The organism is Caballeronia udeis (assembly GCF_044909315.1).
Classification (GTDB): domain Bacteria; phylum Pseudomonadota; class Gammaproteobacteria; order Burkholderiales; family Burkholderiaceae; genus Caballeronia; species Caballeronia udeis_A.
In genome coordinates this window covers 1-26194 of record NZ_JBIYEB010000058.1, presented here as the reverse complement: position 1 = coordinate 26194, position 26194 = coordinate 1, and the positions used below count along the sequence as shown (strand labels likewise).

The 26194-nt window shown below is 60.5% G+C and carries 26 protein-coding genes; 21 read left to right on the top strand and 5 right to left on the bottom strand.

From position 1 onward, the window contains the following. From ABH944_RS43290 to ABH944_RS43270, 5 genes are all read right to left on the bottom strand, one after another. Positions 1–194 (bottom strand): MmgE/PrpD family protein (locus ABH944_RS43290; RefSeq protein WP_404615840.1); only part of this gene is annotated, 194 nt, incomplete at its 3' end. 21 nt (positions 195–215) lie between these two features. After that, positions 216–749, bottom strand: a complete 534-nt coding sequence (locus tag ABH944_RS43285; RefSeq protein WP_404615838.1) for a hypothetical protein — start codon at positions 747–749, stop codon at positions 216–218. Between the two features lie 141 nt (positions 750–890). After that, positions 891–2063, bottom strand: a complete 1173-nt coding sequence (prpC, locus tag ABH944_RS43280; protein WP_097269060.1) for a bifunctional 2-methylcitrate synthase/citrate synthase — start codon at positions 2061–2063, stop codon at positions 891–893. A 30-nt stretch (positions 2064–2093) separates the two neighbouring features. Beyond that, entirely contained in the window at positions 2094–3089 is a 996-nt protein-coding gene (locus ABH944_RS43275; RefSeq protein ID WP_404615426.1) for an HpcH/HpaI aldolase/citrate lyase family protein, read from the bottom strand. A 159-nt stretch (positions 3090–3248) separates the two neighbouring features. Then, positions 3249–4235: a malate dehydrogenase gene (locus ABH944_RS43270; RefSeq protein WP_404615424.1), complete on the bottom strand. Its 987-nt coding sequence runs from the start codon at positions 4233–4235 to the stop codon at positions 3249–3251. Positions 4236–4812: 577 nt separating this feature from the next. Between ABH944_RS43270 and ABH944_RS43265 the strand changes: the two genes are divergently transcribed. The 21 genes from ABH944_RS43265 (at position 4813) to accD (ending at position 26010) form a co-directional block, all read left to right on the top strand. After that, positions 4813–5601: a GntR family transcriptional regulator gene (locus ABH944_RS43265; RefSeq protein ID WP_097269065.1), complete on the top strand. Its 789-nt coding sequence runs from the start codon at positions 4813–4815 to the stop codon at positions 5599–5601. Positions 5602–5755: 154 nt separating this feature from the next. Beyond that, complete coding sequence (sdhC, locus tag ABH944_RS43260; RefSeq protein ID WP_404615421.1) at positions 5756–6166, top strand: succinate dehydrogenase, cytochrome b556 subunit; 411 nt, start codon at positions 5756–5758, stop codon at positions 6164–6166. 2 nt (positions 6167–6168) lie between these two features. After that, a complete protein-coding gene (gene sdhD / locus ABH944_RS43255; protein WP_062086338.1) occupies positions 6169–6543 on the top strand; it encodes a succinate dehydrogenase, hydrophobic membrane anchor protein in 375 nt (124 codons plus the stop codon). 3 nt (positions 6544–6546) lie between these two features. Beyond that, complete coding sequence (gene sdhA, locus ABH944_RS43250) at positions 6547–8325, top strand: succinate dehydrogenase flavoprotein subunit (protein ID WP_062086336.1); 1779 nt, start codon at positions 6547–6549, stop codon at positions 8323–8325. 15 nt (positions 8326–8340) lie between these two features. Next, a complete protein-coding gene (locus tag ABH944_RS43245; protein WP_031362534.1) occupies positions 8341–9045 on the top strand; it encodes a succinate dehydrogenase iron-sulfur subunit in 705 nt (234 codons plus the stop codon). A 14-nt stretch (positions 9046–9059) separates the two neighbouring features. Then, complete coding sequence (locus ABH944_RS43240) at positions 9060–9332, top strand: FAD assembly factor SdhE (protein WP_062086335.1); 273 nt, start codon at positions 9060–9062, stop codon at positions 9330–9332. 88 nt (positions 9333–9420) lie between these two features. After that, positions 9421–10722 (top strand): citrate synthase, encoded by a 1302-nt coding sequence (gltA, locus tag ABH944_RS43235; protein WP_062086333.1) that lies wholly within the window; start codon positions 9421–9423, stop codon positions 10720–10722. 239 nt (positions 10723–10961) lie between these two features. Next, the gene (locus ABH944_RS43230) at positions 10962–11183 is read left to right on the top strand and encodes an HP1242/YdcH family protein (RefSeq protein WP_404615417.1); all 222 of its coding nucleotides are present in this window, start codon (positions 10962–10964) and stop codon (positions 11181–11183) included. Positions 11184–11243: 60 nt separating this feature from the next. Then, a complete protein-coding gene (gene ppk2, locus ABH944_RS43225; protein ID WP_404615415.1) occupies positions 11244–12344 on the top strand; it encodes a polyphosphate kinase 2 in 1101 nt (366 codons plus the stop codon). Positions 12345–12913: 569 nt separating this feature from the next. Continuing rightward, a complete protein-coding gene (gene leuC / locus ABH944_RS43220) occupies positions 12914–14323 on the top strand; it encodes a 3-isopropylmalate dehydratase large subunit (RefSeq protein WP_404615413.1) in 1410 nt (469 codons plus the stop codon). Then, positions 14320–14451 carry an entericidin A/B family lipoprotein gene (locus tag ABH944_RS43215; RefSeq protein WP_062086325.1) on the top strand — a complete coding sequence of 44 codons (132 nt, stop codon included), beginning with the start codon at positions 14320–14322 and terminating at the stop codon, positions 14449–14451. Before leuC ends, ABH944_RS43215 begins: the two co-directional genes overlap by 4 nt. A gap of 51 nt (positions 14452–14502) precedes the next feature. Beyond that, positions 14503–15153: a 3-isopropylmalate dehydratase small subunit gene (gene leuD, locus ABH944_RS43210; protein ID WP_062086323.1), complete on the top strand. Its 651-nt coding sequence runs from the start codon at positions 14503–14505 to the stop codon at positions 15151–15153. A 62-nt stretch (positions 15154–15215) separates the two neighbouring features. Next, positions 15216–16283 (top strand): 3-isopropylmalate dehydrogenase, encoded by a 1068-nt coding sequence (gene leuB, locus ABH944_RS43205; protein WP_404615410.1) that lies wholly within the window; start codon positions 15216–15218, stop codon positions 16281–16283. A 476-nt stretch (positions 16284–16759) separates the two neighbouring features. Further along, positions 16760–17881 (top strand): aspartate-semialdehyde dehydrogenase, encoded by a 1122-nt coding sequence (asd, locus tag ABH944_RS43200; protein WP_404615408.1) that lies wholly within the window; start codon positions 16760–16762, stop codon positions 17879–17881. 137 nt (positions 17882–18018) lie between these two features. Further along, entirely contained in the window at positions 18019–20556 is a 2538-nt protein-coding gene (locus ABH944_RS43195; RefSeq protein WP_404615406.1) for a FimV/HubP family polar landmark protein, read from the top strand. A gap of 7 nt (positions 20557–20563) precedes the next feature. Then, on the top strand, positions 20564–21388 hold the full coding sequence (truA, locus tag ABH944_RS43190) for a tRNA pseudouridine(38-40) synthase TruA (RefSeq protein ID WP_404615404.1): 825 nt from the start codon (positions 20564–20566) through the stop codon (positions 21386–21388). Beyond that, positions 21381–22058 (top strand): phosphoribosylanthranilate isomerase, encoded by a 678-nt coding sequence (locus ABH944_RS43185; protein WP_404615402.1) that lies wholly within the window; start codon positions 21381–21383, stop codon positions 22056–22058. Before truA ends, ABH944_RS43185 begins: the two co-directional genes overlap by 8 nt. Before the next feature lie 45 nt (positions 22059–22103). After that, entirely contained in the window at positions 22104–23297 is a 1194-nt protein-coding gene (gene trpB, locus ABH944_RS43180) for a tryptophan synthase subunit beta (RefSeq protein WP_404615400.1), read from the top strand. Between the two features lie 11 nt (positions 23298–23308). Beyond that, positions 23309–24193 (top strand): DNA-methyltransferase, encoded by an 885-nt coding sequence (locus ABH944_RS43175; RefSeq protein ID WP_404615398.1) that lies wholly within the window; start codon positions 23309–23311, stop codon positions 24191–24193. Between the two features lie 65 nt (positions 24194–24258). Further along, positions 24259–25062 (top strand): tryptophan synthase subunit alpha, encoded by an 804-nt coding sequence (gene trpA, locus ABH944_RS43170; RefSeq protein ID WP_404615396.1) that lies wholly within the window; start codon positions 24259–24261, stop codon positions 25060–25062. A 75-nt stretch (positions 25063–25137) separates the two neighbouring features. Then, positions 25138–26010 (top strand): acetyl-CoA carboxylase, carboxyltransferase subunit beta, encoded by an 873-nt coding sequence (gene accD / locus ABH944_RS43165; RefSeq protein WP_062086303.1) that lies wholly within the window; start codon positions 25138–25140, stop codon positions 26008–26010. The last annotated feature ends 184 nt before the right edge of the window (positions 26011–26194 follow it).

The window sequence follows — 26194 nt, the reverse complement described above, 5'->3', positions numbered from 1 at the left end:
ACGATGGGTCCCATCAGCTTGGTGCATGCCGGATAAGTCAGTGCTTCGAGTCCGCAGCCGAGCGTGTCGATCAGGCAGTTGCGCGCGGTGTCGAGTGCGAGCGTACTGTCTACTTGAAAGTTGAGGACATAGTCGACGATATCGACTAATACTCGATCCGGCTCGGGCCGGACATTGGAAATCGGTGCGGACATCGAAAAGCCTCTGGTAAAAACTTACTTGACGTTCTTGATCAGCGCGTTGGATTGCGTGGGTGCCGGCGCGCCTGCTGCAGCCATTTCATCCGTCTTGCATTCGTCGGCGAGACGCGACGAGTCCTTGTCCGAGAACAACATGGCCTTGGTCGGGATCACGACCAGGTCCATGCCGGATGCTGCATCGTGGAAACGATCCGCGCCGGTGGTGGTGGTTTCGCGCGGCAGTTGATAGTCCTTCTTGGCCCAGTTCACGGTGACAACCTGGTCACGCTTCATGTCGCCTTTCAGGTAGAAGGCCAGGCCTTCGTTACACGACCATTTCGTTGCGCCGTCCGGGATCGGGTCCACTTTTGCTGCAGCCTTGGCTTCTGCGGCGGGTTTACGCTTGATCAGGCGGCGTGCCGGCGCGGGGCGCTTTGCCACTGCCTTCTTGGCCGTTGTCGACTTGGCCGGGGTGGTGGTCGTGGCATCTGCGGCCAGTACGCTCGTGCTGGCGAGCATGCCCGACAGTGACAGGGCGCCGACAACGCTTGCGATCAGGAGTTTATTCATCAATGACAGCCTTTCTAAATTTCGTTTAAATGTTCAATCGGGGCGTTTGCAGGGCCAGTTCTCGGGTGAAATGACCGGCTGCATTGGCCCGTTTTGCGAAAGCACGTGCGCCGATTCAGGCTATCCGGCACACGCAGCGCGCTATTTTCGCTTATTTATAGATTGGAACTTCAGATTTTCGGGTCCGGTGTAATTTGCGCTCGGCCGGATGATCTTGTTGTCGATACGTTGTTCAATGATGTGAGCGCTCCAGCCCGAGGTCCGCGAGATCACGAACAGCGGCGTGAACATGGCCGTGGGTACGCCCATCGCGTGGTACGACACCGCGCTGAACCAGTCCAGGTTCGGGAACATCTTCTTCGCGTCCCACATGGTTGTTTCAAGGCGCTCGGCGATGTCGTAGAGCTTCGTGTCGCCTGCTTCCTTCGCCAGTTTCTTCGCGATTTCCTTGATCACCTTGTTGCGCGGGTCGGAGATCGTGTACACCGGATGGCCGAAGCCAATCACGACTTCCTTCGCGTCCACGCGACGGCGAATATCGGCTTCCGCTTCGTCGGGCGTCTGATAGCGCGATTGAATGTCGAACGCAGCTTCATTCGCACCGCCATGCTTCGGGCCGCGCAACGCGCCAATGCCGCCGGTGATGGCCGAGTACATGTCCGAGCCCGTGCCGGCGATCACGCGGCAGGTGAACGTCGATGCGTTGAACTCATGCTCCGCGTACAGGATCAGCGACGCGTGCATGGCATCGACCCACGACTTCGAGGGCTCTTTGCCATGCAGCAAATGCAGGAAGTGCCCGCCGATGGAATCGTCATCGGTCTCGGTCTCAATGCGCCGGCCGTTATGAGAATAGTGGTACCAGTACAGCAGAATCGAGCCGAGTGAGGCCATCAGGCGGTCGGCAATATCCTTGGCGCCGGAGATGTTGTGGTCTTCCTTCTCGGGCAATACGGTGCCGAGCACGGAGACGCCGGTGCGCATCACATCCATCGGGTGAGCGGATGCGGGAATCCATTCGAGCGCGGCTTTCAGGTTCGCGGGAAGGCCACGCAGACCCTTGAGCTTGGCCTTGTAGGTCTTGAGTTCGGCAACGGTGGGCAGCTTGCCATGCACGAGCAGATACGCGATCTCCTCGAACTCGGAGGTCCCGGCAATATCGAGGATGTCATAGCCACGATAGTGCAAGTCATTGCCCGTTTTGCCGACGGTGCACAGCGCGGTATTGCCTGCCGTCACGCCTGACAGCGCGACGGATTTCTTCGGCTTGAAGCCGCCGGTGGCGGGTGCTTCTTTCTCTAACGTATCGCTCATTCGACCCAGTCTCCTGATATGTAGAACGCGTTACTTGTCTTGTGAAAAAAGCGTCTCCGCGCCTTCGGGCAGCGCCTGGGCCGATGCTTTCGCGCGGCGCAGCACCGACCAGTAATACCGATAGCTTGCGCGATCGTGCAGCGTGTCCTGATACCGCGTCGGCCCCCACTGCGCGGCTTGCGCCTTCAGCAAAATCTCCGTGGCCGCCACGATTTCATCGCTGCGCGGCAGGAAGGCATCGACGATCGGCTGGATCTGATCCGGGTGGATGCTCCACATGCGCGTATAGCCGAACTCGTTGCGGGCACGCTGGGCGTCGTTTGCGACCACGCTCATGTCGCGCACTTCCGTGGAGACGTTATGCGACGCCACCTTGCCGTGCGCATGGCACGCTGCCGCGATCTCGAGTTTCGCGCGCCGCACGAGCGGATGATCGAACTGGCCCGGCGAGCGCATCGCGGTATCGGGAATGGCGCCGTTATGCGCCGACACAAAATCCATCAGCCCGAAACTGAGCGCTTCAACGCCCGGCAGCGCGGCGAGTTCGAAGACCTCGGCCAGCGCGCCATGCGTCTCGATCAGCAGGTGACAGGGGATGGCGTGCTTGATCCCGAACTCGCACCGCGACGCTTCGACAAACGCGACCATCTCTGCGGCATCGAAGACGCTGTGAATCTTGGGCAGCGTGACATAGGCGGGAGCCTTTTTGGCGGCGCGCAAAATGATGCGCACGTCATCGCGCCATGCGCGGTTCTGGAAGTCGTGAATCCGCACGCCGACGCGGCCGAAGCGGTCTTCATCGCTGCCGAGAAACGATGCCACCAGTTCCGCGTGCGAGGCCTCCTGACCGACTTGCGCGCCGTCCTCGCAATCGAGCGTGACGTCGAACACCGGGCCGAGTTGCGCCTGCAGGGCGAGCGACTTCCTGATCAGCTTTTCGCTGCCTGCATAGTGATCGCAAGGGGGCATCACAGCGGGTGGAACGTCGCCTTCAAACAGGACTTCGGCGGGGGTGAGAGCGCGCATCGTCGGCGTCGGGTTGCATGTAAAGAGGGTGGAAACCGCGGATTCGGGTGGGTTCGGACGTTATGTCAAACGTCAAACACCAAACGCACTCGAATCAGCAGCGAGCGCCGGCCTTGGCTGCCGGGCGCTCGCGTAAAACGCAAGGACTGCTAGACCCGCTTAATTGCCCAGCAGATGCGCAACGCCATCACGCTCTTCGAGCAATTCGTTCAGCGTGCCGGTCATCTTCTCGCGCGAGAACGCGTCGATTTCCAGGCCTTCCACGCGCTTGTATTCGCCGTTTTCGCACGTCACTGGAACGCCGTAGATGATGTCTTCCGGGATTTCGTACGAACCATCAGACGGAATGCCCATGGTGACCCACTTGCCGTTCGTGCCGAGCACCCAGTCGCGCACGTGGTCGATAGCCGCGTTGGCTGCCGACGCTGCCGACGACAGGCCACGCGCTTCAATGATCGCCGCGCCGCGCTTGCCGACGGTCGGGATGAACGTGTTGCGGTTCCATTCGTCGTCGTTGATCAGCTTGGTCAACGACTGGCCATCCACGGTGGCGAAACGGAAATCCGGGTACATGGTCGGCGAGTGGTTGCCCCACACAGCCAGCTTTTCGATCGACGCGACCGGCTTGCCCGACTTCGACGCCAGTTGCGACAGCGCACGGTTGTGGTCGAGGCGCAGCATGGCCGTGAAGTTCTTCTTTGGCAGATCCGGCGCCGACTTCATGGCGATGTAGGCGTTCGTGTTGGCCGGGTTGCCGACCACGAGCACCTTCACGTCGCGGCTTGCCACTTCATTGAGCGCCTTGCCTTGCACCGTGAAGATCTCGGCGTTGGCGGACAGCAGGTCCTTACGCTCCATGCCCTTCGAACGGGGACGGGCGCCGACCAGCAACGCGACGTCGGCGTCCTTGAATGCGGCCTTCGGGTCGTCGGTCACGACCACGCCGGCCAGCAGCGGGAACGCGCAGTCTTCCAATTCCATGACTACGCCCTTGACGGCGCCTTGCGCCTGCGGCAGGTCGAGCAACTGAAGGATGACCGGCTGATCCTTGCCCAGCAGGTCGCCATTGGCGATGCGGAACAGCAACGAGTAACCGATTTGACCTGCGGCGCCGGTGACGGCAACGCGCTTTGCGGACTTAGCCATTGAGAACACTCCTGAACGGTGCGTGAAACGCTAGGGGAAAACGCCATTTTAGGCGCGTTACGCGAAGCGTTGATGAAGCAAGTGAATCGAACTGCGCGGGCCGCCCTGAAAACCCAATGGCGTCGCGCCTGAAGCGAGATTGTCATTGTCTTTCCGGTAGCATGCCGGCAATCGCAGCCCAACCCTCGTGCTGGAAATCTGGCAAGGCGAGCATGGGATTTTGCACTGGATCCTGCCGGTTCAGCGCCGCCTAACGGCTCGTGCCTCATGCGTCGCGTTTTCGAGGGCGCGCGGGCGTTGCAAGGGCGGGGCACTGGCAGCGGCAGCGAACACGAAAGCGGTTCGGCTTGAAGCGGTGAGCGGTAGGGAGTTCTCGCGGCGTTCGGGTAGCCAGCGTTGACCGGCCGACGCACCGGGTGAGCCGCATGAAACGCGCAGCATCCCGCAAACCCTTGCTCGCCAAGGAGTGTAGGATTCGATCAGGTCAAAGTCAACCGTATCATATGTCTTATATAAGACATAGGAATACCCGGGAAAACGCTAGACGCGACTTGGCGCTTTATGATGAAATGCGCGCATGAATTCGAACCCAGCGAGCACCACGAACCTTCCCGGCGCGGCCGGCGCGACGGAAGTCGTGCCCGCTTCGTCACCAACGTTCAGCCCGCTATACCAGCAGATCAAGGCCCTGATTACCCAAGGGCTTGAATCGGGCGAATGGAAGCCCGGCGAAATGATCCCCAGCGAAGTCGAACTGGCTGCCCGCTACAAGGTAAGCCAGGGAACGGTGCGCAAAGCCATCGACGAACTTGCTGCCGACAACCTGCTCGTGCGCCGTCAGGGCAAGGGCACATTTGTTGCAACGCACAACGAAGATCGCGTACAGTTCCGCTTTCTCCGGCTGCTGCCGGAAGACGGCGACCTTCATCCTCACGTGAGCCGGCTGCTGGAGTGCCGCCGTTTGCGCGCACCCGCCGAGATCGCTCGCCAGCTGGACCTGAAGCCGGCCGACCCGGTCGTGTGTATCAAACGCTTGCTGCAGTTCGACGGCGAAACCACCGTCTTCGACGAAATCTGGTTACCCGGCGCGGTTTTCCGCGGGCTGACGGCTGAGCGCCTGGCGGATTACAAAGGCCCGCTTTATGCAATGTTCGAAGCGGAATTCGGGACGCGCATGATCCGGGCATCGGAGAAAATCAGGGCGGTGGGAGCGGACGACGCAGTCGCTGAACTGCTTGGCGTGGCAATCGGGTCACCGCTGTTGTCGGTGGAGCGGGTGTCGTACACGTATGGCGACCGGCCGGTGGAAGTGCGGCGCGGGTGGTATGTCACGAACGGCTATTACTATCAAAACGATTTGAGTTGAACGGGACGTGGACGGCTTGGCGGCGAACCCAAGGGGTGCCGTAAAGCCTTTCTCACGCGATTTGCAATAGCCTCTTGCGCGGCATTTCGCTGCAGCGCGATATAAAAAGGCGCTAAAATCGCGGACTAGTGTGATAACAAAGTTGGGGTCTAGCATGGCTGAAGCCGTAAAAAAACCAAGACCTGAGTACCGGAATATCGGAATTGCTCAGCTAGCAACCTACCGCTTGCCACTAGCGGGAAAGGTGTCGATTCTTCACCGCATCAGTGGTCTGCTTCTATTCGTATCGCTGCCGTTTCTGCTCTATCTGCTGGACCAAAGCCTGACGTCGGAGATCAGTTTCGACACCTTCAAGGGCTTTCTCGCCAATCCCCTCGTCAAGATCGTCGTCCTCGTGCTTTCGTGGTCCTTCCTGTTCCACTTCTGCGCCGGCATCCGCTTCCTGCTGCTCGATACCCATCGCGCAGTGAGCAAGGAAGGCGGCAAGCAGACCTCCATCGTCGTGCTCGTGGTGTCATCTCTGCTGACAATCGTCGTTGCGCTTAAACTCTTTGGAGCCTTCTGAGAATGGCAGCGAACAACAACAACCGAATTGGTCCCAAGCGCCTCGTCGTTGGCGCGCACTACGGTTTGCGCGACTGGCTGGCGCAACGCATTACCGCCGTCGTGATGGCCCTGTACACGCTGGTCCTGCTGTTCTGGTTTTTCGGCGCGCGTGATTTTTCGTACGACGGCTGGGCATCCATTTTCGCCATGCAATGGATGAAGCTCGCCACCTTCGTGGCCTTGCTTTCGCTCTTTTATCACGCGTGGGTCGGCATTCGCGACATCTGGATGGACTACGTCAAGCCCATGGGGCTGCGCCTGTTCCTGCAGGCACTAACAATCCTCTGGCTGGTCGGATGCGTCGGCTACGCGGCACAGATTCTCTGGAGAGTGTAAAGAATGGCTGCAATTAAAACGTCCCTGCCGCGTCGCCGTTTCGACGTCGTGATCGTGGGTGCAGGTGGTTCGGGCATGCGCGCGTCGCTGCAACTCGCCCGCGCTGGCTTGTCGGTCGCGGTGCTGTCGAAGGTGTTCCCCACGCGCTCGCACACCGTTGCGGCCCAAGGCGGTATTGGTGCATCGCTCGGCAACATGAGCGAAGACAACTGGCATTACCACTTCTACGACACCATCAAGGGCTCCGACTGGCTCGGCGACCAGGATGCGATCGAATTCATGTGCCGTGAAGCGCCCGGCGCCGTCTACGAACTCGAACACATGGGCATGCCGTTCGACCGTAACGCGGACGGCACGATCTATCAGCGTCCGTTCGGCGGCCACACGGCCAACTACGGTGAAAAGCCGGTGCAGCGCGCTTGCGCCGCCGCCGACCGTACCGGCCATGCATTGCTGCACACGCTGTACCAGCAGAACGTCGCAGCCAAGACGCACTTCTTCGTTGAATGGATGGCGCTGGATCTGATCCGCGACGCCGACGGCGACGTGCTCGGCGTGACAGCCATGGAAATGGAAACCGGCGACGTCCACATTCTCGAAGGCAAGACCACGTTGTTCGCCACGGGCGGCGCGGGCCGGATCTTCGCGGCATCGACCAACGCGTTCATCAATACCGGCGACGGACTTGGCATGGCGGCCCGTTCGGGCATCGCTTTGCAGGACATGGAATTCTGGCAATTCCACCCGACCGGCGTGGCCGGTGCGGGCGTGCTGATTACCGAAGGCGTGCGTGGCGAAGGCGGGATCCTGCGCAATTCGGACGGCGAGCGCTTCATGGAACGCTACGCGCCGACGCTGAAGGATCTGGCGCCACGCGACTTCGTTTCGCGCTCGATGGACCAGGAAATCAAGGAAGGCCGCGGTGTGGGTCCGAACAAGGACCACGTCTTGCTGGACCTGTCGCATATCGGCGCCGAGACCATCATGAAGCGGCTGCCGTCGATCCGCGAGATCGCGATGAAATTCGCGAACGTGGACTGCATCAAGGAACCGATCCCGGTCGTGCCGACCATCCATTACCAGATGGGCGGTATTCCTACGAACATTCACGGCCAGGTCGTGGGCACGCTGAAGGGTGGCTACGAAGAGCCGGTCAACGGTTTCTACGCGGTCGGCGAATGCTCGTGCGTGTCGGTGCACGGCGCGAACCGTCTTGGTACGAATTCGCTGCTGGACCTGGTGGTGTTCGGCCGCGCGGCCGGCAACCACATCATTAAGCATGCGCTGGAAATGAAGGAACACAAGCCGCTGCCGGCCGATGCCGCCGACGCCGCGCTTGAACGCCTCGCCGTGCTGGAGAAGTCGTCGTCGGGCGAATACACGCAATCGATCGCGGGCGACATCCGTTCGACCATGCAGGCGCATGCCGGCGTGTTCCGCACGTCGAAGCTGCTGGCGGAAGGGGTGGACAAGGTCAAGGAATTGTCCGAGCGCGTGAAGCATGTGCACCTGAAGGACAAGTCGAAGGTGTTCAACACCGCGAAGGTCGAAGCGCTGGAACTGGCGAACCTGATCGAAGTGGCGCGTGCCACCATGATCTCGGCCGAAGCGCGCAAGGAAAGCCGCGGCGCGCATGCGCACAGCGACTTCGAACATCGCGACGACGACAACTGGATGAAGCACACGCTGTGGTTCAGCGAAGGCGACAAGCTCGACTACAAGCCGGTGCACATGACGCCGCTGACGGTCGAATCGGTGCCGCCGAAAGCGCGTACCTTCTAAGGCAAAGGAATCGAAATGGCAAAGCGTACTTTTGAAATCTACCGCTACGATCCGGACAAGGACGCGGCGCCCCGCATGCAGACATACGAGATCGAGATCGACTCGCATGAGCGCATGTTGCTGGACGCGCTGCTGAAGCTGAAGTCGGTCGACGAAACGCTGTCGTTCCGCCGTTCGTGCCGTGAGGGCGTGTGCGGTTCGGACGCCATGAACATCAACGGCAAGAACGGTCTGGCCTGCTTGCAGAACATGAATGACCTGCCGCAGAAGATCGTGCTGCGTCCGCTGCCGGGCCTGCCCGTCGTGCGTGACCTGATTTGCGATTTCACGCAGTTTTTCAACCAGTATCACTCGATCAAGCCGTACCTGATCAACGACACGCCGCCGCCGGAAAAAGAGCGTCTGCAAACGCCGGAAGAACGCGACGAACTCGACGGCCTGTACGAGTGCATTCTTTGTGCTAGCTGCTCGACTTCATGCCCGAGCTTTTGGTGGAACCCGGACAAGTTCGTGGGTCCGGCGGGCTTGTTGCAAGCCTATCGATTCATTGCGGACAGCCGTGACGAAGCGACAGGTGAACGTCTCGACAACCTGGAAGATCCGTACCGTCTGTTCCGTTGCCATACGATCATGAATTGCGTCGATGTGTGCCCGAAGGGACTGAATCCGACGAAGGCCATTGGCAAGATTAAAGAATTGATGGTGCGCCGCGCTGTCTGAGAAGGACTTGTGTCATGAATGACTCCGGGCATCAGTCCGACCCTCTACGCCGGGCGCGCCTTCGCTGGCGCGCCCGGCGCGGTCTGCTGGAAAACGATCTGATCTTCGAGCGTTTTTTCAGCCGATATGAGCATGACCTCAGTGACGCGGACGTTGGTGTGCTGACGCAACTGCTGGAACTGAGCGACAACGACCTGATGGACTTGCTGCTGGCACGCAAGGAACCGGATGGCGAACTGGCCTCGCCGGATATGACCCGCGTGCTGGAGATGCTGCGCTCTGCCTGAGTTAATTCACTGAGCCAGCCCATGCGGTCGTGCAAGTGTCGTGCGAATTATCGAAAACCTGTTTCCATACTTCGATTGAGGATGTGCTATGACCCCGTCAGATGTTAAAGCCACGCTATCGTTCAGCGACAACTCGCCGAGCGTTGAAATGCCGATCTACAAGGGCACCCTGGGCCCGGACGTAATCGACATCCGCAAGCTGTACGGCCAGACCGGCAAGTTCACGTACGATCCGGGCTTCATGTCGACGGCGGCGTGCAATTCCGCAATTACGTACATCGACGGCGACAAGGGCGAGTTGCTGTATCGCGGGTATCCGATTGAGGAACTCGCGGTCAAGGCTGACTTCATGGAGACCTGCTACGCGCTGTTGCACGGCGATCTGCCGACGGTCCAGCAGAAAGCTGACTTCGTTGAAACCGTCACGAAGCACACGATGGTTCACGAGCAGATGCATTTCTTCTACCGCGGTTTCCGTCGCGACGCACACCCGATGGCGGTGCTCGTGGCGGCTGTCGGTGCACTGTCGGCGTTCTATCATGATTCGCTGAATATCAATGACCCGCGCCATCGTGAAGTGTCGGCTATTCGCATGATCGCGAAGCTGCCCACGCTGGTGGCGATGGCGTACAAGTTCACGATCGGCCAGCCGTTCGTTTATCCGAAGAACGATTTGTCGTACAGCGCGAACTTCATGCACATGATGTTCTCGAACCCGTGCGAAGAGTACAAGGTCAACGACGTGCTTGTGCGCGCGCTGGATCGGATTTTGATCCTGCATGCGGACCATGAGCAGAATGCGTCCACGTCGACCGTGCGTCTGGCCGGGTCGTCGGGTGCGAATCCGTTTGCTTGTATTGCTGCTGGGATTGCTTGTCTTTGGGGCCCGGCGCATGGTGGTGCGAATGAAGCCGCGCTGAACATGCTGGAAGAGATCGGCTCTGTCGACAACATTCCCGAGTTCATCAAACAGGTCAAGGACAAGAATTCGGGCGTGAAGCTGATGGGCTTCGGGCATCGCGTTTATAAGAACTACGATCCGCGCGCGAAGCTGATGCGTGAAACGTGTCATGAAGTGCTTGAAGAACTCGGTCTGCATGATGACCCGTTGTTCAAGCTGGCCATGGCGCTGGAAAAGATTGCGCTGGAAGACGAGTACTTTGTGTCGCGTAAGCTGTATCCGAACGTGGACTTCTATTCGGGTATTGTTCAGCGCGCACTGGGCATTCCGACGGCCATGTTTACGTGCGTGTTTGCAATGGCGCGTACGGTGGGCTGGATTGCACAGTGGAACGAAATGATCGCTGATCCGGAACAGAAGATTGGCCGTCCGCGTCAATTGTTTATTGGTGAAACGCCGCGTGAAGCGAAGGCGATTGATAAGCGGTAAGGTGCATTGAATAGTGGTTTGAAGTAAGCCCCGGCGGGTGTTTGCCGGGGCTTTTTGCATTTCTGGGTCTGGTTATTTCCCCGCCCCTTCGTTCATCGCGCTCGTCCCCAACACCACCTGCCCAAGCCAAAACTCGCGCAGACACGAGCCATATCAACATGTGACTTGTGTAGTAATGCCAAGATATCAAGGCTTACTGACCCTGCGGGCTCGCTCGCAAACTGCAAGAGGTGCTACCGATGTTTCCAGAATTTCGCGATCTGATTTCCATGCTCAAAACTGAAGATGCCCACTTCGCCCGACTGTTTCAGCGTCACAACGAACTGGATCATGAGATCAAGAACATGGAGGGTGGTCCGTTGCCCGCGGACGGTCGAACCGTCGAAACGCTCAAGAAGGAAAAGTTGCTTTTGAAGGACAAGCTCTATGTCGTCTTGAAGAAGGCCGCAACGCCGGCATAACCAGGCAGCGCCTCGTGCAAGCCTGAGAGAGCGGGGCGCTTAAGTAATAAGGAACAGACTTTGAGTTCACAGAACGATAAATCCGATGCTCGCCATTCAGCCGTGCGAAGCGTCGCTCGTGGCGACGTTCTGGAGACTGGCACTCCGCGCGCTGCACAGATCGATGAAACCGGCCGGGCTGTCCAGGCCGCCAACGAGCAAATTTCGAGCACCCTGCAGCACGTGTTGTCGGCGAGCACTGCGCAGGACCCGGCCACACTGATGGACGCCATCAAGACATTGATGAGCGGTCTTTCCCCCGATGAATCCACGGCTCTGCGCAGCGTCATGCTGGAAGGCGATCCGGCGCTTTGGCATGCTCGCGCTTCAAAACATCCCGACAACGAACTGGCGCGTAACTGGCGTGAGGGCGGGTATCCGTATCGGAACCTGATGTCGCGTCACGCGTACGAAAAGCAGAAGTATGCGTTGCAGGTCGAATTGCTGAAGTTGCAGGCGTGGGTGCGCGAGACCGGCCAGCGTCTGGTGATCATGTTCGAAGGGCGAGACGCAGCGGGCAAGGGTGGTGCGATCAAACGCTTCATGGAGCATATGAATCCGCGCGGCGCACGAGTCGTCGCGCTCGAAAGGCCGACTGAGTCCGAGCGCGGCCAATGGTACTTCCAACGATACGTCCAACACTTGCCGACATCGGGCGAAATCGTGCTGTTCGACCGCTCCTGGTACAACCGTGCGGGCGTGGAACGCGTGATGGGTTTTTGTTCGGAACATGAATACAACGACTTCATGCAGCAGGTTCCCGAGTTCGAACGGCAACTCGTTCGAAGCGGCATGCACGTCGTCAAGTTTTGGTTTTCGGTGAGCCAGGAAGAACAGCACAGGCGTTTCAAGGAGCGCGAGATTCATCCGCTCAAGCAGTGGAAGCTCAGTCCGGTGGATCTTGCGTCGCTGGACAAGTGGAACGAATACACGGACGCGAAGGAAGCGATGTTCGCACAAACGGATACTGCCGATTCTCCGTGGGCGGTGGTCCGCTCGGACTGCAAGAAGCGAGCGCGGCTCAATGCGATGCGCCATATCCTGCACAAGTTGCCGTATGCGAACCGGGACGTTCGCGCGATTGGAACGGTTGATCCGTTGATCGTGGGGCGGGCTTTGTAAGCAAGTGTTTGAAGGGGATTGTTGATACATCAGACGGGGTATAGGTGCAGTCCGCGCCTTCCCTCTTTTTTATGTCCTGAGGCTCGCCCCCTGGGCGAAGTCAGTGAGAACCCCGGCTGTGACAGATCTACACAAAGATAAAGCAATACGAACGGTTAGCGCTGCCCGGGGATTCGCAGATCGCGGCCGTCCGGCCCTTCTCTCGCCGCCCATCGATGAGTGTCCTTCGGATGCTGATGCCTCTGACGTGAGCATTATCGAGCAGTTGGCTGCTCCAGACGCCGCCGATATCGAATTCGAGGCTCCTTCGTCAGGCCGTTTATTCCTCCCAGCCGACTTCTCCTGATTCGCTTCCTTAACAGACCAGCAGCGCGGCTAAACGGCTAATTCTTTTCTGCATTCCCGTTGAACAGCCCATCCCGGTACTCCCCATACAGGTAGCTCCACTACTACCCTAACTTACTGTTTTATATCAGTTTTTTCTTGGTTGACTAGCGCAATGCCCTATCCTGCGTGGCATAATCATCAAACCAAAAAACATCCCCGCAGTCACAACACCTGAAAAGACCATGGCCCAGACCCTGTACGACAAGTTGTGGAACTCGCATGTGATCCACACCGAGGAAGACGGTACGTCCATCCTCTACATCGACCGTCATTTGCTCCACGAAGTGACCAGCCCGCAAGCGTTCGAGGGCCTGAAACTGGCCGAACGGCCGGTATGGCGGATCAGTGCAAACCTGGCGGTGTCGGATCACAACGTGCCGACGACCGACCGTTCGCACGGCATCGAGGATCCGATCTCGAAGCTGCAGGTGGACACGCTCGACGACAATTGCGACGCCTACGGCATCACGCAGTTCAAGATGAACGACCTGCGCCAGGGCATCGTGCACATCATCGGGCCGGAACAGGGCGCCACGCTGCCGGGCATGACCATCGTTTGCGGCGACTCGCATACTTCCACGCACGGCGCGTTCGGCGCCCTGGCTCATGGTATTGGTACGTCGGAAGTCGAGCACGTGCTCGCCACGCAGACCCTGCTGCAAAAGAAGAGCAAGAACCTGCTCGTCAAGGTCGAAGGACCGTTGCCGCGCGGCTGCACCGCGAAGGACATCGTGCTGGCCATCATCGGCAAGATCGGGACGGCGGGCGGCAATGGCTACGCCATCGAGTTTGGCGGCTCGACCATCCGGGCGCTGTCCATGGAAGGCCGCATGACGGTCTGCAACATGGCTATCGAAGCGGGCGCCCGGGCCGGGATGGTTGCAGTCGATGACACGACCATCAACTACCTGAAAGATCGCCCGTACTCGCCGCATGGTGCGGAATTCGAGCAGGCAGCCACCTATTGGCGCACCTTCACGTCTGATCCCGGCGCGAAGTTTGACCGCGTGGTGGAGCTGAACGCCGCTGAAATCGTGCCGCAAGTGACGTGGGGCACGTCGCCGGAAATGGTGACGTCCATTGACGGCCGCGTGCCGGATCCCGAACGCGAAAAGGACCCGGTCAAGCGCGACGCGATCGAACGCGCGCTGAAGTACATGGCGCTCGAACCCAACACGCCCATGCAATCGATCAAGCCGGACAAGATTTTCATCGGCTCGTGCACGAATGCTCGGATCGAAGACTTGCGGGCTGCTGCGTATGTGGTGAAGACGTTGGGCCGCCGCGTGGCGTCGAACATCCGGCTGGCCATGGTCGTGCCGGGTTCCGGTCTCGTGAAGGCACAGGCGGAACGCGAAGGGCTCGACAAAGTGTTCCTCGACGCGGGCTTCCAGTGGCGCGAACCCGGTTGCTCGATGTGCCTTGCCATGAACGCCGACCGGCTGGAGCCGGGCGAGCGCTGCGCCTCCACGTCGAACCGGAACTTCGAAGGGCGTCAGGGCGCAGGCGGCCGGACGCACCTGGTAAGCCCGGCGATGGCTGCTGCTGCTGCTATCGAAGGTCATTTCGTCGATATCCGCGAACTGACATGAAGCGCGTCCTTATTGTGCTGGGGTTCATCGCTGTCGTTGCCGGCGTCGCGGGCTGCAATACGGTCCACGGCTTTGGCGAGGATCTGCATCACCTCGGCAACTCGATCAGCAACGCGGCCGACAAGTAAGCGGCTCCAAAGAACGGTCAAGCTAACCAAACCGCAAACCGGTAAAGCATCATGGAAAAATTCATCGTACATAGCGGGCTCGTGGCGCCGCTCGATCGCGACAATGTGGACACGGACGCGATCATTCCGAAGCAGTTCCTGAAGTCGATCAAGCGCACGGGTTTCGGCCCGAACGCGTTCGACGAATGGCGTTATCTCGATGTCGGCCAACCGGGCCAGGACAACTCGAACCGGCCGCTGAATCCGGATTTCGTGCTGAACCAGCCGCGCTACCAGGGCGCGTCAATCCTGCTGACGCGCAAGAATTTCGGCTGCGGCAGCTCGCGCGAGCACGCGCCGTGGGCGCTGGACCAGTACGGTTTCCGCGCGATCATTGCGCCAAGCTTTGCGGACATCTTCTATAACAACTGCTTCAAGAATGGCCTGCTGCCGATCGTCCTGACCGAAAGCCAGGTCGACAAGTTGTTCAACGAAACCTACGCGTTCAACGGCTTCAAGCTGACGGTCGATCTGGAACGCCAGTTGGTGCTGACCGGCGACGGCACGGCATACCCGTTCGAAGTGCCGGGCTTCCGCAAGTTCTGCCTGCTGAACGGTTTCGACGACATCGCGCTCACGCTGCGTCACGCCGACAAGATCCGTCAGTTCGAAAACGAGCGTCTCACGAAGCAGCCGTGGCTGAATAACCGCCTCGTCGGCTAAGTGCGAAGAAGTACGCGTAAGTACGAACAGGCTCGGATTAACAAGAAAAGGAAGGAAACACCATGAAGATTGCAGTGCTGCCCGGCGATGGAATCGGTCCGGAGATCATCAAGGAAGCCGTCAAGGTCCTGAACGCGCTCGACGAAAAGTTCGAGCTCGAAGAGGCGCCGGTCGGCGGCGCGGGCTACGAGGCGAGCGGCCATCCGCTGCCGGAAGCAACGCTCGCGCTGGCCAAAGCATCGGACGCAATCCTGTTCGGCGCCGTGGGCGACTGGAAATACGATTCGCTCGAACGTGCACTGCGTCCGGAGCAGGCCATCCTGGGTCTGCGCAAGCACCTGCAATTGTTCGCGAACTTCCGCCCGGCCATTTGTTATCCGCAATTGACGGCAGCATCGTCGCTGAAGCCGGAGATTGTGGCGGGGCTGGATATCCTGATCATCCGCGAACTGAATGGCGATATCTATTTCGGCCAGCCGCGCGGCGTGCGTTCATCGCCGGACGGCTTGTTCGAAGGCGCGAAGGAAGGCTTCGACACCATGCGTTATTCGGAGCCGGAAGTGCGCCGGATTGCACACGTGGCGTTTCAGGCCGCCCAAAAGCGCGCGAAGAAGCTGACGAGCGTCGATAAAGCCAACGTGCTGGAAACGTCGCAATTCTGGCGCGACGTGATGATCGATGTATCGAAGGAATATCCGGACGTCGAGTTGTCGCACATGTACGTGGACAACGCGGCCATGCAGTTGGTGAAGGCGCCGAAGGCGTTCGACGTGGTGGTGACCGGCAACATGTTCGGCGACATTCTTTCCGACGAAGCCGCCATGCTGACGGGTTCCATCGGCATGCTGCCGTCCGCCTCGCTCGATAAAAACAACAAGGGCTTGTACGAGCCGTCGCATGGTTCGGCGCCGGATATCGCGGGCAAGGGCGTGGCGAATCCGCTGGCGACCATCCTCTCTGCCGCCATGATGCTGCGTTACTCGCTGGGCAAGGCTGAGCAGGCTGACCGGATCGAAACGGCGGTGAAGAAGGTGCTCGCGCAGGGTCTGCGTACCGGCGACATCGCGACGCCGGACGGCCGTACGGTCGGCACGAAGGAAATGGGCGACGCGGTGATCGCGGCGCTTTAAATCTGGCAACGGGCTTTTTCATCGGACAACTTGGCCACACGTGCGGCGAAAAATTCCGGTGGAAAAGCCTCTCACAGCGGACGTCTTTGCCGGATGCCGCCGATCGCGATATTTCATCTCGATTCGTCGCTTTTAGCGCACGAAACACGTCAAAACGGCGTGGAACGCTCGTGTGCAGGGACGAATATGCGGGTTATCGTGTAGACTCTTTTGTTATGGCGAAGATCTCTTCAATCTCTCTGGACTCGACTTCATGCGGCGGTTTTAGCTCAGGTGCCCGCACGACTCGTCTCGCCATTACGCTTTTGAACACGCTTGCCGGTACGGTTGCGCTGTCCAAACGCATTACGAAAACCATTTCCCTCAAAACGATCACGTTCCGCTGATCGCCTGTCGTGCCCGCTCATCTTCCCCGCGCGGTCACGCCGGCGGAGGGTCTGGCCCAAGCGGGGAAATGTCCACAAAAAAGGTTAGTCATGAACGTAGGTCTCGTTGGTTGGCGCGGCATGGTCGGCAGCGTCCTGATGCAACGCATGCAGCAGGAAGGCGATTTCGACCTGATCGAACCGGTGTTTTTCAGCACCAGCAATGCGGGCGGCAATGCGCCGTCGTTCGCGAAAAACGAGACGAAACTCAAGGATGCGACAAGCATCGACGACCTGAAAAAGTGCGACGTCATCATTACGTGCCAGGGTGGCGATTACACCAACGAGGTGTTCCCGAAACTGCGCGCGGCCGGCTGGAAGGGTTACTGGATTGATGCGGCTTCCTCGCTGCGCATGAAGGACGACGCGGTCATCATCCTCGACCCGGTGAACCTGCACGTCATCAAGGACTCGCTGGTCAAGGGCGGCCGGAATTTCATCGGCGGGAACTGCACGGTCAGCCTGATGCTGATGGCGCTGGGCGGCCTGTTTAATCAGAACCTGGTCGAATGGACGACCGCCATGACGTATCAGGCGGCTTCCGGCGCGGGCGCGCAGAACATGCGCGAACTGCTGCAGCAAATGGGCGTGCTCTACGGCGCGGCCAAGGAAGATCTGGCGGACCCGTCGTCGGCTATTCTGGATATCGACAAGCGCGTGCAGGCGGCCATGTCCGGCGAGCGTATGCCGGTCGATAACTTCGGCGTGCCGCTGGCCGGCTCGCTGATTCCGTGGATCGACAAGGATCTCGGCAACGGCATGTCGAAGGAAGAATGGAAGGGCGGCGCGGAAACCAACAAGATTCTCGGATTGGCCGCCATGGGCGAGCCGGGTTCGGTTCCTGTAGATGGCTTGTGTGTGCGGATTGGCGCCATGCGCTGCCACTCGCAGGCGCTGACCATCAAGCTCAGGAAGGACGTGCCGCTGGACGAATTGCACGGCATTTTGGCGTCGGCGAATGATTGGGTGAAGGTTGTCCCGAACGAACGCGAAGCGTCCATGCGCGATTTGTCGCCGGCGGTGGTCACGGGTTCACTGACGGTGCCGGTCGGCCGCTTGCGCAAGCTTGCCATGGGCGGCGAATACCTCTCGGCGTTCACGGTCGGCGACCAGTTGCTGTGGGGCGCGGCAGAACCGCTGCGCCGGATGCTGCGCATCCTGCTGGACAAGTAAAGTAAACTACGCGCCACGACGCGCAGTAGTTCAACGAAGCGTCGCGCTTGCGCGGCGCTTTGTCGTTTTGCGGCCAGTTTTGGGTGTTACCCCGTTTTGTTGGTTTCTTGTTCGCTGTCCACTCGCCTGGAGTATCAATGATCGTTCGTCCGAGTCGGCCGCTTCATTCACAGCCTCGCTTCCTCAGCCGCTCGCGGCGTGCGGCGCTGGTCGCGGCAAGTGTCGCGAGTGTGCTGCTCGGGACGTTCGCTTCCTCCGATGCCATCGCCCAGGCCAGCAGCGCATCAGCCGCATCAGCCGCTTTGGAGGCCTCGGCGCCAGCGGCTGCGTCGGCGGCGGGCACCATAACGCAGTACAGCGTGAAACCGGGGCAATCGCTAAGCGATATTGCTTCCCAGATCACCGGCTCGAATGACCGCGCCACGCGCGAAAAGATGGCACGCGCGCTCTTCGACGCGAATCCCAACGCGTTCATGGGGCATGACCCAAGCCGCTTGAAACTCGGATCGGTGTTGAACGTGCCGGTGGTCGAGGGCTTGGGGGTGGCTGCCTCTGCGTCTGGAGCTTCTGCGCCTGCGGTGGCATCGTCGCCGGCGGTTGAAGCTAGTGGTTCCGTGGGGGCTGCCGCGCCGGCCGAGGGGGCGTCGAATGCTGTAGGCGCGGCGAGCGGAGCCGCGGCGGCGAGTGGTGCTATCGCTACGGTTGCGCCGAACGCATCGAGCGAGGCGTTACCGACATCGGAAGCTCAGCCTGCAGCGAGTACGAGCGAGGCTGTAAGCGCGAGCGAAGTGGTGTCCGCATCGGCAGCGGCGCCGGCGTTGAGCGCGTCGAGCGCACCGGCGGCGACTGTTGCACCGGTAAGCGCGCCGTCAGCAGCGGGTTCTACGGCCATCTCTGCGAACGGGCCGATTGGCTGGCTCGTCGGGGCTGTCGTGGTGATCGGCTTGCTGCTGCTGGTGATGCGCCGTGGTAAGCGACGCCGCGCCGCAAGCGCCGCGGCTGTGGTGACCACAGATGAACAAGCGCCGCAAGAACCGCCGGTAGTAGCAAAACCGCCTGAGACAACCGTTGTACCCGCTAGCGATGAATCGGCGAACCGGACACAAGCGCCCACGGGCGCTGCGGATCTCGACGGTGCATCGGTTCAGCGCGGCCAAAGCGAGCTGAACGTAGTGGCCGCGAGCATGGAAAACTACGATGCCGCGCAGTCCTTCGATACCCCGACCGAGGACAAGCCGTTTCCTCCGGCCAAGAGCAATGAAATAGACGACGATGCCGACGGCGCGCGAGTCACGCTGGGGGAGAATCGCTCGCAGGACGCGGCGAGTCCGGTCCTCCGCGACGCGGGCGCTAAACGCGCCCCGTTCATGCCCGACGCGCCTGCAGCACTTCATCGCGATTTCACGCCGCCGCGCCCGGGTGCCATCGAGGCGGCATTGGCGGCGGAGCGGGCCGCGGCGGATCGCGCCGAAGCGCTGCGCGTAGAAATGGAAGCTCGGGAAAACGAGCTTCGTGAGGCGGCGGCGTTGGAACAAGCGACGCGCGAGGCCGTAGCGCAGGAAGCGGCAGCGCGTGAGCTTGAGGAGCGTGAGGTTGCGGCGCGTGAAGCGGAAGCGCGCGAAGCAGAAGCTCGCGAAGCCGCCGCCCGAGAAGCGGCCGCCCGGGAAGCAGAAGCCCGGGAAGCAGAAGCCCGGGAAGCGGCAGCCCGAGAAGCAGAAGCCCGAGAAGCAGAAGCCCGAGAAGCAGAAGCCCGAGAAGCAGAAGCCCGGGAAGCAGAAGCCCGGGAAGCAGAAGCCCGGGAAGCGGCCGCCCGAGAAGCCGCCACCCGAGAAGCCGCCGCCCGAGAAGCGGCCGCCCGAGAAGCAGAAGCCCGAGAAGCAGAAGCCCGAGAAGCAGAGGCCCGAGAAGCAGAGGCCCGAGAAGCAGAGGCCCGAGAAGCAGAGGCCCGAGAAGCAGCCGCGCGCGCCGCCAACGTGCACGAAAGCGGAGAGCACGCTACGTCGACCGAGTCGGCTACCTACGAATCAGCGACCAACCAGCGAAACGACGCGGAAGACGCGTCCTCCTACGACGACGAACCGTCGCCAGCTTCCCGCTTCCCGCAGCCCAAATTCCCGCAAGAGGCTATCGAAGCCTTGAGCGCGCTCGATTTCGGCCTGCCGCCGCGCCAGGAAGCACCTCCCGTACCGTCCGAAGCCCACGTCCAGCCGCTGGCTCCCGTTGTCCCGGCTGTACCAGCCCCGCAAAACGAAGCGCCCTTGACCCCCGCGCCCGCCACGCCGCAACCGATCGCCGACCCGGCTGTCTTCGATCGCCAGAACGAGCTGCGCCGCCACCCTGAACCGGCTACGCCCCCGCCATCCGCGAGCGAGGAAATTGAATCCGGCACGGCGGGCGCGGCATCGGTAGCGGGTCTTGGCGCATCGCGTTTCGGTCCGTTGAGCCTCGACTTCGACTACAACTCGCCCTCGAGCCAGACCGAGCCGCTGCCGGCCTTTACGCCCGAGCAAATCTCGACCATAGCCCGCAACAAGCTCGAACTGGCCGTCGAATACATCGAACTCGGCGATTTATCCGGCGCGCGCACGTTGCTGCAGGAAGTGATCGAATCGAACGATCCGGCCACGCGCCAATCCGCTGCCGCGCTGTTATCGACGTTGGCGCCGCTGTCCTGAGATGCCTGTGAAACGTATTGCATTAGGCATCCAGTACGACGGTTCGGCGTTCAGCGGCTGGCAGACTCAATCGGACGTGCCGACCGTGCAGGACGTCCTCGAACGCGCGTTGGGGAAATTCACGCAGACGCGCGTGCAGACGGTCGTCGCGGGGCGCACGGACACCGGCGTGCACGCGCTCGGCCAGGTCGTGCATTTTGATACCGAACTCGAGCGCACCGATTTCGCCTGGGTGCGCGGCACGAACGCGTTCTTGCCGCAGAGCGTCGCGGTCCAGTGGGCGCGACCGATGCCCGACGATTTTCACGCCCGCTTCGGCGCCTTCGAGCGCACCTATTATTACGCGCTGTACGTCCACCCCGTCCGCTCGCCGATGATCACCGGTCACGCCGGCTGGTGCTACGCGCCGCTCGATGCCAACGCAATGCGCGAAGCCGCTGCCTGCCTGATCGGCAAGCACGATTTCACCGCGTTCCGCTCGTCCGAATGCCAGGCGAAGACGCCGGTGAAATATCTGCATCAGATCGATATTGTCGAGCAGGGCGATTTCATCCACTTTCGCTTCCGGGCGAATGCGTTTTTGCACCATATGGTGCGCAACCTGATGGGGTGTTTCGTCGCGATTGGCCGCGGCAAGCATCCTGCGTCGTGGATGGCGGAATTGCTGGAAGCGCGCGACCGCAAACGCGCGGCGCCTACCTTCATGCCCGACGGCCTGTATTTGGCCGAGGTCGGCTATCCTGAGGAGTTCGCGGTTCCCGCGCCGCGTCTGGGGAGCTATCCCTGGAGCGCGGTCTGGCAGGACAACAAAAACGAGACAAGGCATGAGTAACGGTATGAGCAGCGATTTGCGCCGGACGAGAATCAAGCTGTGCGGTTTGTCGAAGACGGAAGACGTCGATACTGCTGTTGCACTCGGCGCGGATGCCGTGGGTTTTGTGTTCTATCCGCCAAGTCCCCGTTCGGTCAGCGTGGGGCAGGCGGTCGAGCTGGCGGAGCACGTGCCGCCGCTCGTCTCGGCGGTCGGTTTGTTCGTCAACGCCACGCCGGAATGGATTCGCGAGGTGACATCGAACGTGCGCTTGTCCCTGCTGCAATTCCACGGCGATGAAACCCCGGCGCAGTGCGCGGCGCTCGCTGAAGTGGCCGGCTTGCCGTGGTGGCGCGCTGTGCGGGTAGGGCCTGATGCCATTGCACGCGATTTGGTAGAATCATCTCTTAATTATTCAGCAGCCAGCGGTTTGCTCCTCGACACCCTCGTCGACGGCTACGGTGGCGGTGGAAAGGTATTCGATTGGTCACTTATCCCAACAGATCTCGGGCATCGGGCCGTTTTGAGTGGTGGGTTGAACGCGCAAAACGTCCTTGACGCCATCCGGCGCGTGCGCCCTTACGCAGTCGATGTCTCCAGCGGCATCGAAGTAGCGGGGGCGAAGGGCGTGAAAGATCACGCCCGAATGGCGGCGTTTGTACGCGCGGTGCGCGAAGCAGACGCTGGATGATTAACGTGGCAAGCGCAACGCTTCCACGTACCGAGAGAGTGACACATGTACAACTTGCCAGACGATCGGGGTCATTTCGGCCCATATGGCGGCACATTCGTATCCGAAACGCTTATTCACGCACTCGATGAACTCCGCGACGCCTACGCTGAATGCAGCAAGGATCCGGCGTTTATCGCGGAATACGAATACGAACTGAAGCACTACGTCGGCCGTCCGTCGCCCATTTATCACGCCAAACGTTGGAGCGAGATGCTCGGCGGCGCGCAAGTCTTCCTCAAGCGCGAAGACCTGAACCACACCGGCGCGCACAAAGTTAATAACGTGATTGGCCAGGCGCTGCTCGCTCGCAAGATGGGCAAGCCGCGCGTGATCGCGGAAACCGGCGCGGGACAGCACGGCGTCGCCACGGCGACTATTGCCGCGCGTTTCGGCATGGAATGCGTGGTCTACATGGGCTCGGAAGACGTGCGGCGCCAAGCGGCGAACGTGTACCGCATGAAGCTGCTCGGTGCGACCGTCGTGCCGGTCGAATCCGGTTCCAAGACGCTGAAAGACGCGCTCAACGAAGCCATGCGCGACTGGGTGACGAACGTGGAGAACACGTTCTACATCATCGGCACCGTGGCGGGGCCGCATCCTTATCCCATGATGGTCCGCGACTTCCAGCGCGTGATCGGCGATGAATGCAAGGTCCAGATGCCCGAAATGACCGGGCGCCAGCCGGATGCGGTGATCGCATGCGTTGGCGGCGGATCGAATGCGATGGGCATCTTTTATCCGTATATCGAAGATAAAGACGTGAAGCTGATCGGCGTGGAAGCGGCCGGCGATGGCATCAGCACCGGGCGTCACGCGGCGTCGCTGATCGGCGGAAGTCCGGGCGTTCTGCATGGCAATCGTACCTATCTTCTTCAGGACGAGAACGGCCAGATCATCGAGACGCATTCGGTGTCGGCCGGGCTGGACTATCCTGGCGTCGGCCCGGAACACGCGTGGCTGAAAGACGCGGGCCGTGCCGAGTACGTGGGCATTACCGACGAAGAAGCGCTGAAGGGTTTCCACGATTGCTGCCGGATCGAAGGGATCATCCCCGCGCTGGAATCGAGCCACGCACTCGCTTACGCCGCGAAGCTCGCGCCCACATTGCCCAAGGACAAGCTGTTGCTGGTCAATCTGTCGGGCCGTGGCGACAAGGACATGCATACGGTCGCCGAGCGCACCGGCATCACGTTCTGAGCCCGCAACCGATGCGCGATGAAATCGATCATGCAAGTGCGCACGGCGCTGCCGCTGGAGAGGTCCACGGCGACGTAGAGCGCGGCATCCACTTGCATCACCGCGATTTTTTGACCGATGCAGCGAACCTCCCGGACGGCTCGATCGATCTGATCGTGGCCGATCCGCCGTACGGCCTGGGCAAGGATTACGGCAACGACTCGGACATGCGTTCGGGTGGTGCCTTCCTCGACTGGACCTACGGCTGGCTTGAACTGGCCATTCCGAAGCTCAAGCCAAGCGGTTCGCTTTACATTTTTTGCACGTGGCAATATGCGCCGGAGATCTTCGTGTTCCTCAAGCGCCGCCTCACCATGGTCAACGAGATCGTGTGGGACCGGCGGGTGCCGAGCATGGGTGGAACGGTGCGCAGATACACGTCAGTGCACGACAACATCGGTTATTTCGCGGTATCGAAGGATTATTTCTTCGATCTCGATCCCATCCGCATCCCCTATGACGCAGTGACGAAGAAAGCGCGTTCGCGCAAATTGTTCGAAGGCAGCAAGTGGCTGGAGCTGGGTTACAACCCGAAAGACGTATGGTCGGTGTCGCGGCTGCACAGGCAACACGCCGAGCGTGTCGACCATCCTACGCAAAAGCCGCTTGAGATCGTCGAGCGCATGGTGCTGGCGAGTTGTCCGCGCGGTGGGCGCGTGCTCGATCCGTTCATGGGCAGCGGCACCACCGCGGTTGCCTGTGCGCGTCATGGGCGCGAGTTCATTGGCTACGAGATCAACGCCGACTATCACGCGATCGCCGAAAAGCGGGTCGCGGAAACGCGTTCCGTCGGAGTCCGGGTCGAACCGAAGGCTGAAACCACGGACGCTGCCGTTGATCAGGCGAACGCCGCTTAACTATCTGCCAAGTCGCTGCCAAAAAAACGCTAAAAGGCGCGGATTTCGCGCAAAGAGATTAACTCATGTCCCGAATCAAAAGCACATTTGCGGCGTTGGCCGAGCAGGGCAAGAAAGGTCTGATCCCGTTCATCACGGCCGGCGACCCGAACCCCGAGCAAACCGTTGAATTCATGCACGCGCTCGCCAAGGGTGGAGCGGACGTCATCGAACTGGGCGTGCCGTTTTCCGATCCGATGGCCGATGGTCCCGTGATCCAGCGCTCGTCCGAGCGCGCGTTGACCAAAGGCGTCTCGCTGAAACACGTGCTCGCCGACGTGAAACGCTTCCGCGAGACCAACACCACCACGCCGGTGGTCCTGATGGGCTACGCGAATCCGATCGAACGGATGGGCACTGAAATCTTCGCCAAAGCGGCGAAGGACGCGGGCGTGGATGGCGTCCTGGTCGTCGATTACCCGCCGGAAGAGTCGGTCGAATTTAGTGAATCGATGCGCGCCGCCGGCATCGACCCGATCTTCCTGCTTGCGCCAACATCGACCGATGAACGCATTGCGGCGGTTGGCAAAGTGGCGAGCGGGTACGTCTATTACGTGTCGCTGAAAGGTGTGACCGGTTCGGCAAATCTGGACGTGGCCAGCATCGCGAGTAAAATCCCGGCCATCAAGGCGCATGTCGCGTTGCCAGTGGGGGTGGGTTTCGGTATCCGCGACGCCGCGTCGGCCAAGCTGGTGGCCGATGTATCGGATGCCGTGGTGATTGGCAGCCGTCTCGTGCAATTGCTCGAGGAAGCGCCGCCGGAGAAGGCGGCGCAGATGCTGACGAGCTTTATCGCCGACATTCGCTCTGCGCTCGATTCTGCAAAATAACCCGTTACTGCGGCCCGGAGGGTTCAAACCTCGACAAACGGGCCGCAAAACACGCGAAAACAGGAAGGACATACGATGAGCTGGCTCGACAAACTGTTACCGCCGAAGATCAAGCAAACCGATCCGAAAAGCCGCAAGGGGATTCCGGAAGGGCTGTGGATCAAGTGCCCGTCTTGCGAAGCGGTGCTGTACCGCAATGACGTCGAGGCGAATCTGCATGTTTGCCCGAAATGCAGCCATCACATGCGGATTGGCGCGCGCGAACGGCTTGACGGGTTGCTCGATCCGGAGGGCCGTTACGAAATCGGCCAGGAAATCTTGCCGGTCGATGCCCTGAAGTTCAAGGACAGCCGGAAGTACCCGGACCGCCTGAAAGAGGCGATGGAAGATACGGACGAAACCGACGCCATGGTTGTCATGGGCGGCGCGATCCACACTATTCCCGTCGTGACCGCATGCTTCGAGTTCTCGTTCATGGGCGGCTCGATGGGTTCGGTAGTCGGCGAACGTTTTGCCCGCGGCGCGCGTAACGCGCTGGAGCAGCGCACGCCGTTCATCTGTTTCACTGCGTCGGGCGGCGCGCGGATGCAGGAAAGCCTGCTTTCGCTGATGCAGATGGCCAAGACCACGGCCATGCTCACGAAGCTGGCTGAAGCCAAGCTGCCGTTCATCTCCGTTCTCACCGATCCCACCATGGGTGGCGTGTCCGCCAGTTTCGCCTTCCTGGGCGACGTGGTGATAGCTGAACCGAAGGCGCTGATCGGCTTTGCGGGGCCGCGCGTGATTGAACAAACGGTGCGCGAGAAGCTGCCGGAAGGGTTCCAGCGTTCAGAATTCCTGATCCAGAAGGGCGCGATCGACATGATTGTGGATCGCCGCAAGATGCGCGAAGAAATTGCGCGCCTGATTGCATTGTTGACGCTGCAGCCGGCTGATGCAGTCGCCTGAGGTCTTCCGTTCGCACTCGGGTTTGGGTTTGAGGTGTTTTTGGCGTTGGTGGTCGGGGGTTATGCCGGGTTGGTGCTTTCGGTGTTAGTGGTCTGCTTGAGTGAGCTATTTTCTTTATCACTGTTAGCCACTGCGCGTGGCGGCGCGTCATTTCTTTGTCCAAAGCGACAAAGAAACGACGCAA

Coding starts and splice junctions, on each gene's coding strand:
- ABH944_RS43285 (WP_404615838.1), bottom strand. CDS start 749: ATGAATAAACTCCTGATCGCAAGCGTTGTCGGCGCCCTGTCACTGTCG.
- prpC (WP_097269060.1), bottom strand. CDS start 2,063: ATGAGCGATACGTTAGAGAAAGAAGCACCCGCCACCGGCGGCTTCAAG.
- ABH944_RS43275 (WP_404615426.1), bottom strand. CDS start 3,089: ATGCGCGCTCTCACCCCCGCCGAAGTCCTGTTTGAAGGCGACGTTCCA.
- ABH944_RS43270 (WP_404615424.1), bottom strand. CDS start 4,235: ATGGCTAAGTCCGCAAAGCGCGTTGCCGTCACCGGCGCCGCAGGTCAA.
- ABH944_RS43265 (WP_097269065.1), top strand. CDS start 4,813: ATGAATTCGAACCCAGCGAGCACCACGAACCTTCCCGGCGCGGCCGGC.
- sdhC (WP_404615421.1), top strand. CDS start 5,756: ATGGCTGAAGCCGTAAAAAAACCAAGACCTGAGTACCGGAATATCGGA.
- sdhD (WP_062086338.1), top strand. CDS start 6,169: ATGGCAGCGAACAACAACAACCGAATTGGTCCCAAGCGCCTCGTCGTT.
- sdhA (WP_062086336.1), top strand. CDS start 6,547: ATGGCTGCAATTAAAACGTCCCTGCCGCGTCGCCGTTTCGACGTCGTG.
- ABH944_RS43245 (WP_031362534.1), top strand. CDS start 8,341: ATGGCAAAGCGTACTTTTGAAATCTACCGCTACGATCCGGACAAGGAC.
- ABH944_RS43240 (WP_062086335.1), top strand. CDS start 9,060: ATGAATGACTCCGGGCATCAGTCCGACCCTCTACGCCGGGCGCGCCTT.
- gltA (WP_062086333.1), top strand. CDS start 9,421: ATGACCCCGTCAGATGTTAAAGCCACGCTATCGTTCAGCGACAACTCG.
- ABH944_RS43230 (WP_404615417.1), top strand. CDS start 10,962: ATGTTTCCAGAATTTCGCGATCTGATTTCCATGCTCAAAACTGAAGAT.
- leuC (WP_404615413.1), top strand. CDS start 12,914: ATGGCCCAGACCCTGTACGACAAGTTGTGGAACTCGCATGTGATCCAC.
- ABH944_RS43215 (WP_062086325.1), top strand. CDS start 14,320: ATGAAGCGCGTCCTTATTGTGCTGGGGTTCATCGCTGTCGTTGCCGGC.
- leuD (WP_062086323.1), top strand. CDS start 14,503: ATGGAAAAATTCATCGTACATAGCGGGCTCGTGGCGCCGCTCGATCGC.
- leuB (WP_404615410.1), top strand. CDS start 15,216: ATGAAGATTGCAGTGCTGCCCGGCGATGGAATCGGTCCGGAGATCATC.
- asd (WP_404615408.1), top strand. CDS start 16,760: ATGAACGTAGGTCTCGTTGGTTGGCGCGGCATGGTCGGCAGCGTCCTG.
- ABH944_RS43195 (WP_404615406.1), top strand. CDS start 18,019: ATGATCGTTCGTCCGAGTCGGCCGCTTCATTCACAGCCTCGCTTCCTC.
- ABH944_RS43185 (WP_404615402.1), top strand. CDS start 21,381: ATGAGTAACGGTATGAGCAGCGATTTGCGCCGGACGAGAATCAAGCTG.
- trpB (WP_404615400.1), top strand. CDS start 22,104: ATGTACAACTTGCCAGACGATCGGGGTCATTTCGGCCCATATGGCGGC.
- ABH944_RS43175 (WP_404615398.1), top strand. CDS start 23,309: ATGCGCGATGAAATCGATCATGCAAGTGCGCACGGCGCTGCCGCTGGA.
- trpA (WP_404615396.1), top strand. CDS start 24,259: ATGTCCCGAATCAAAAGCACATTTGCGGCGTTGGCCGAGCAGGGCAAG.
- accD (WP_062086303.1), top strand. CDS start 25,138: ATGAGCTGGCTCGACAAACTGTTACCGCCGAAGATCAAGCAAACCGAT.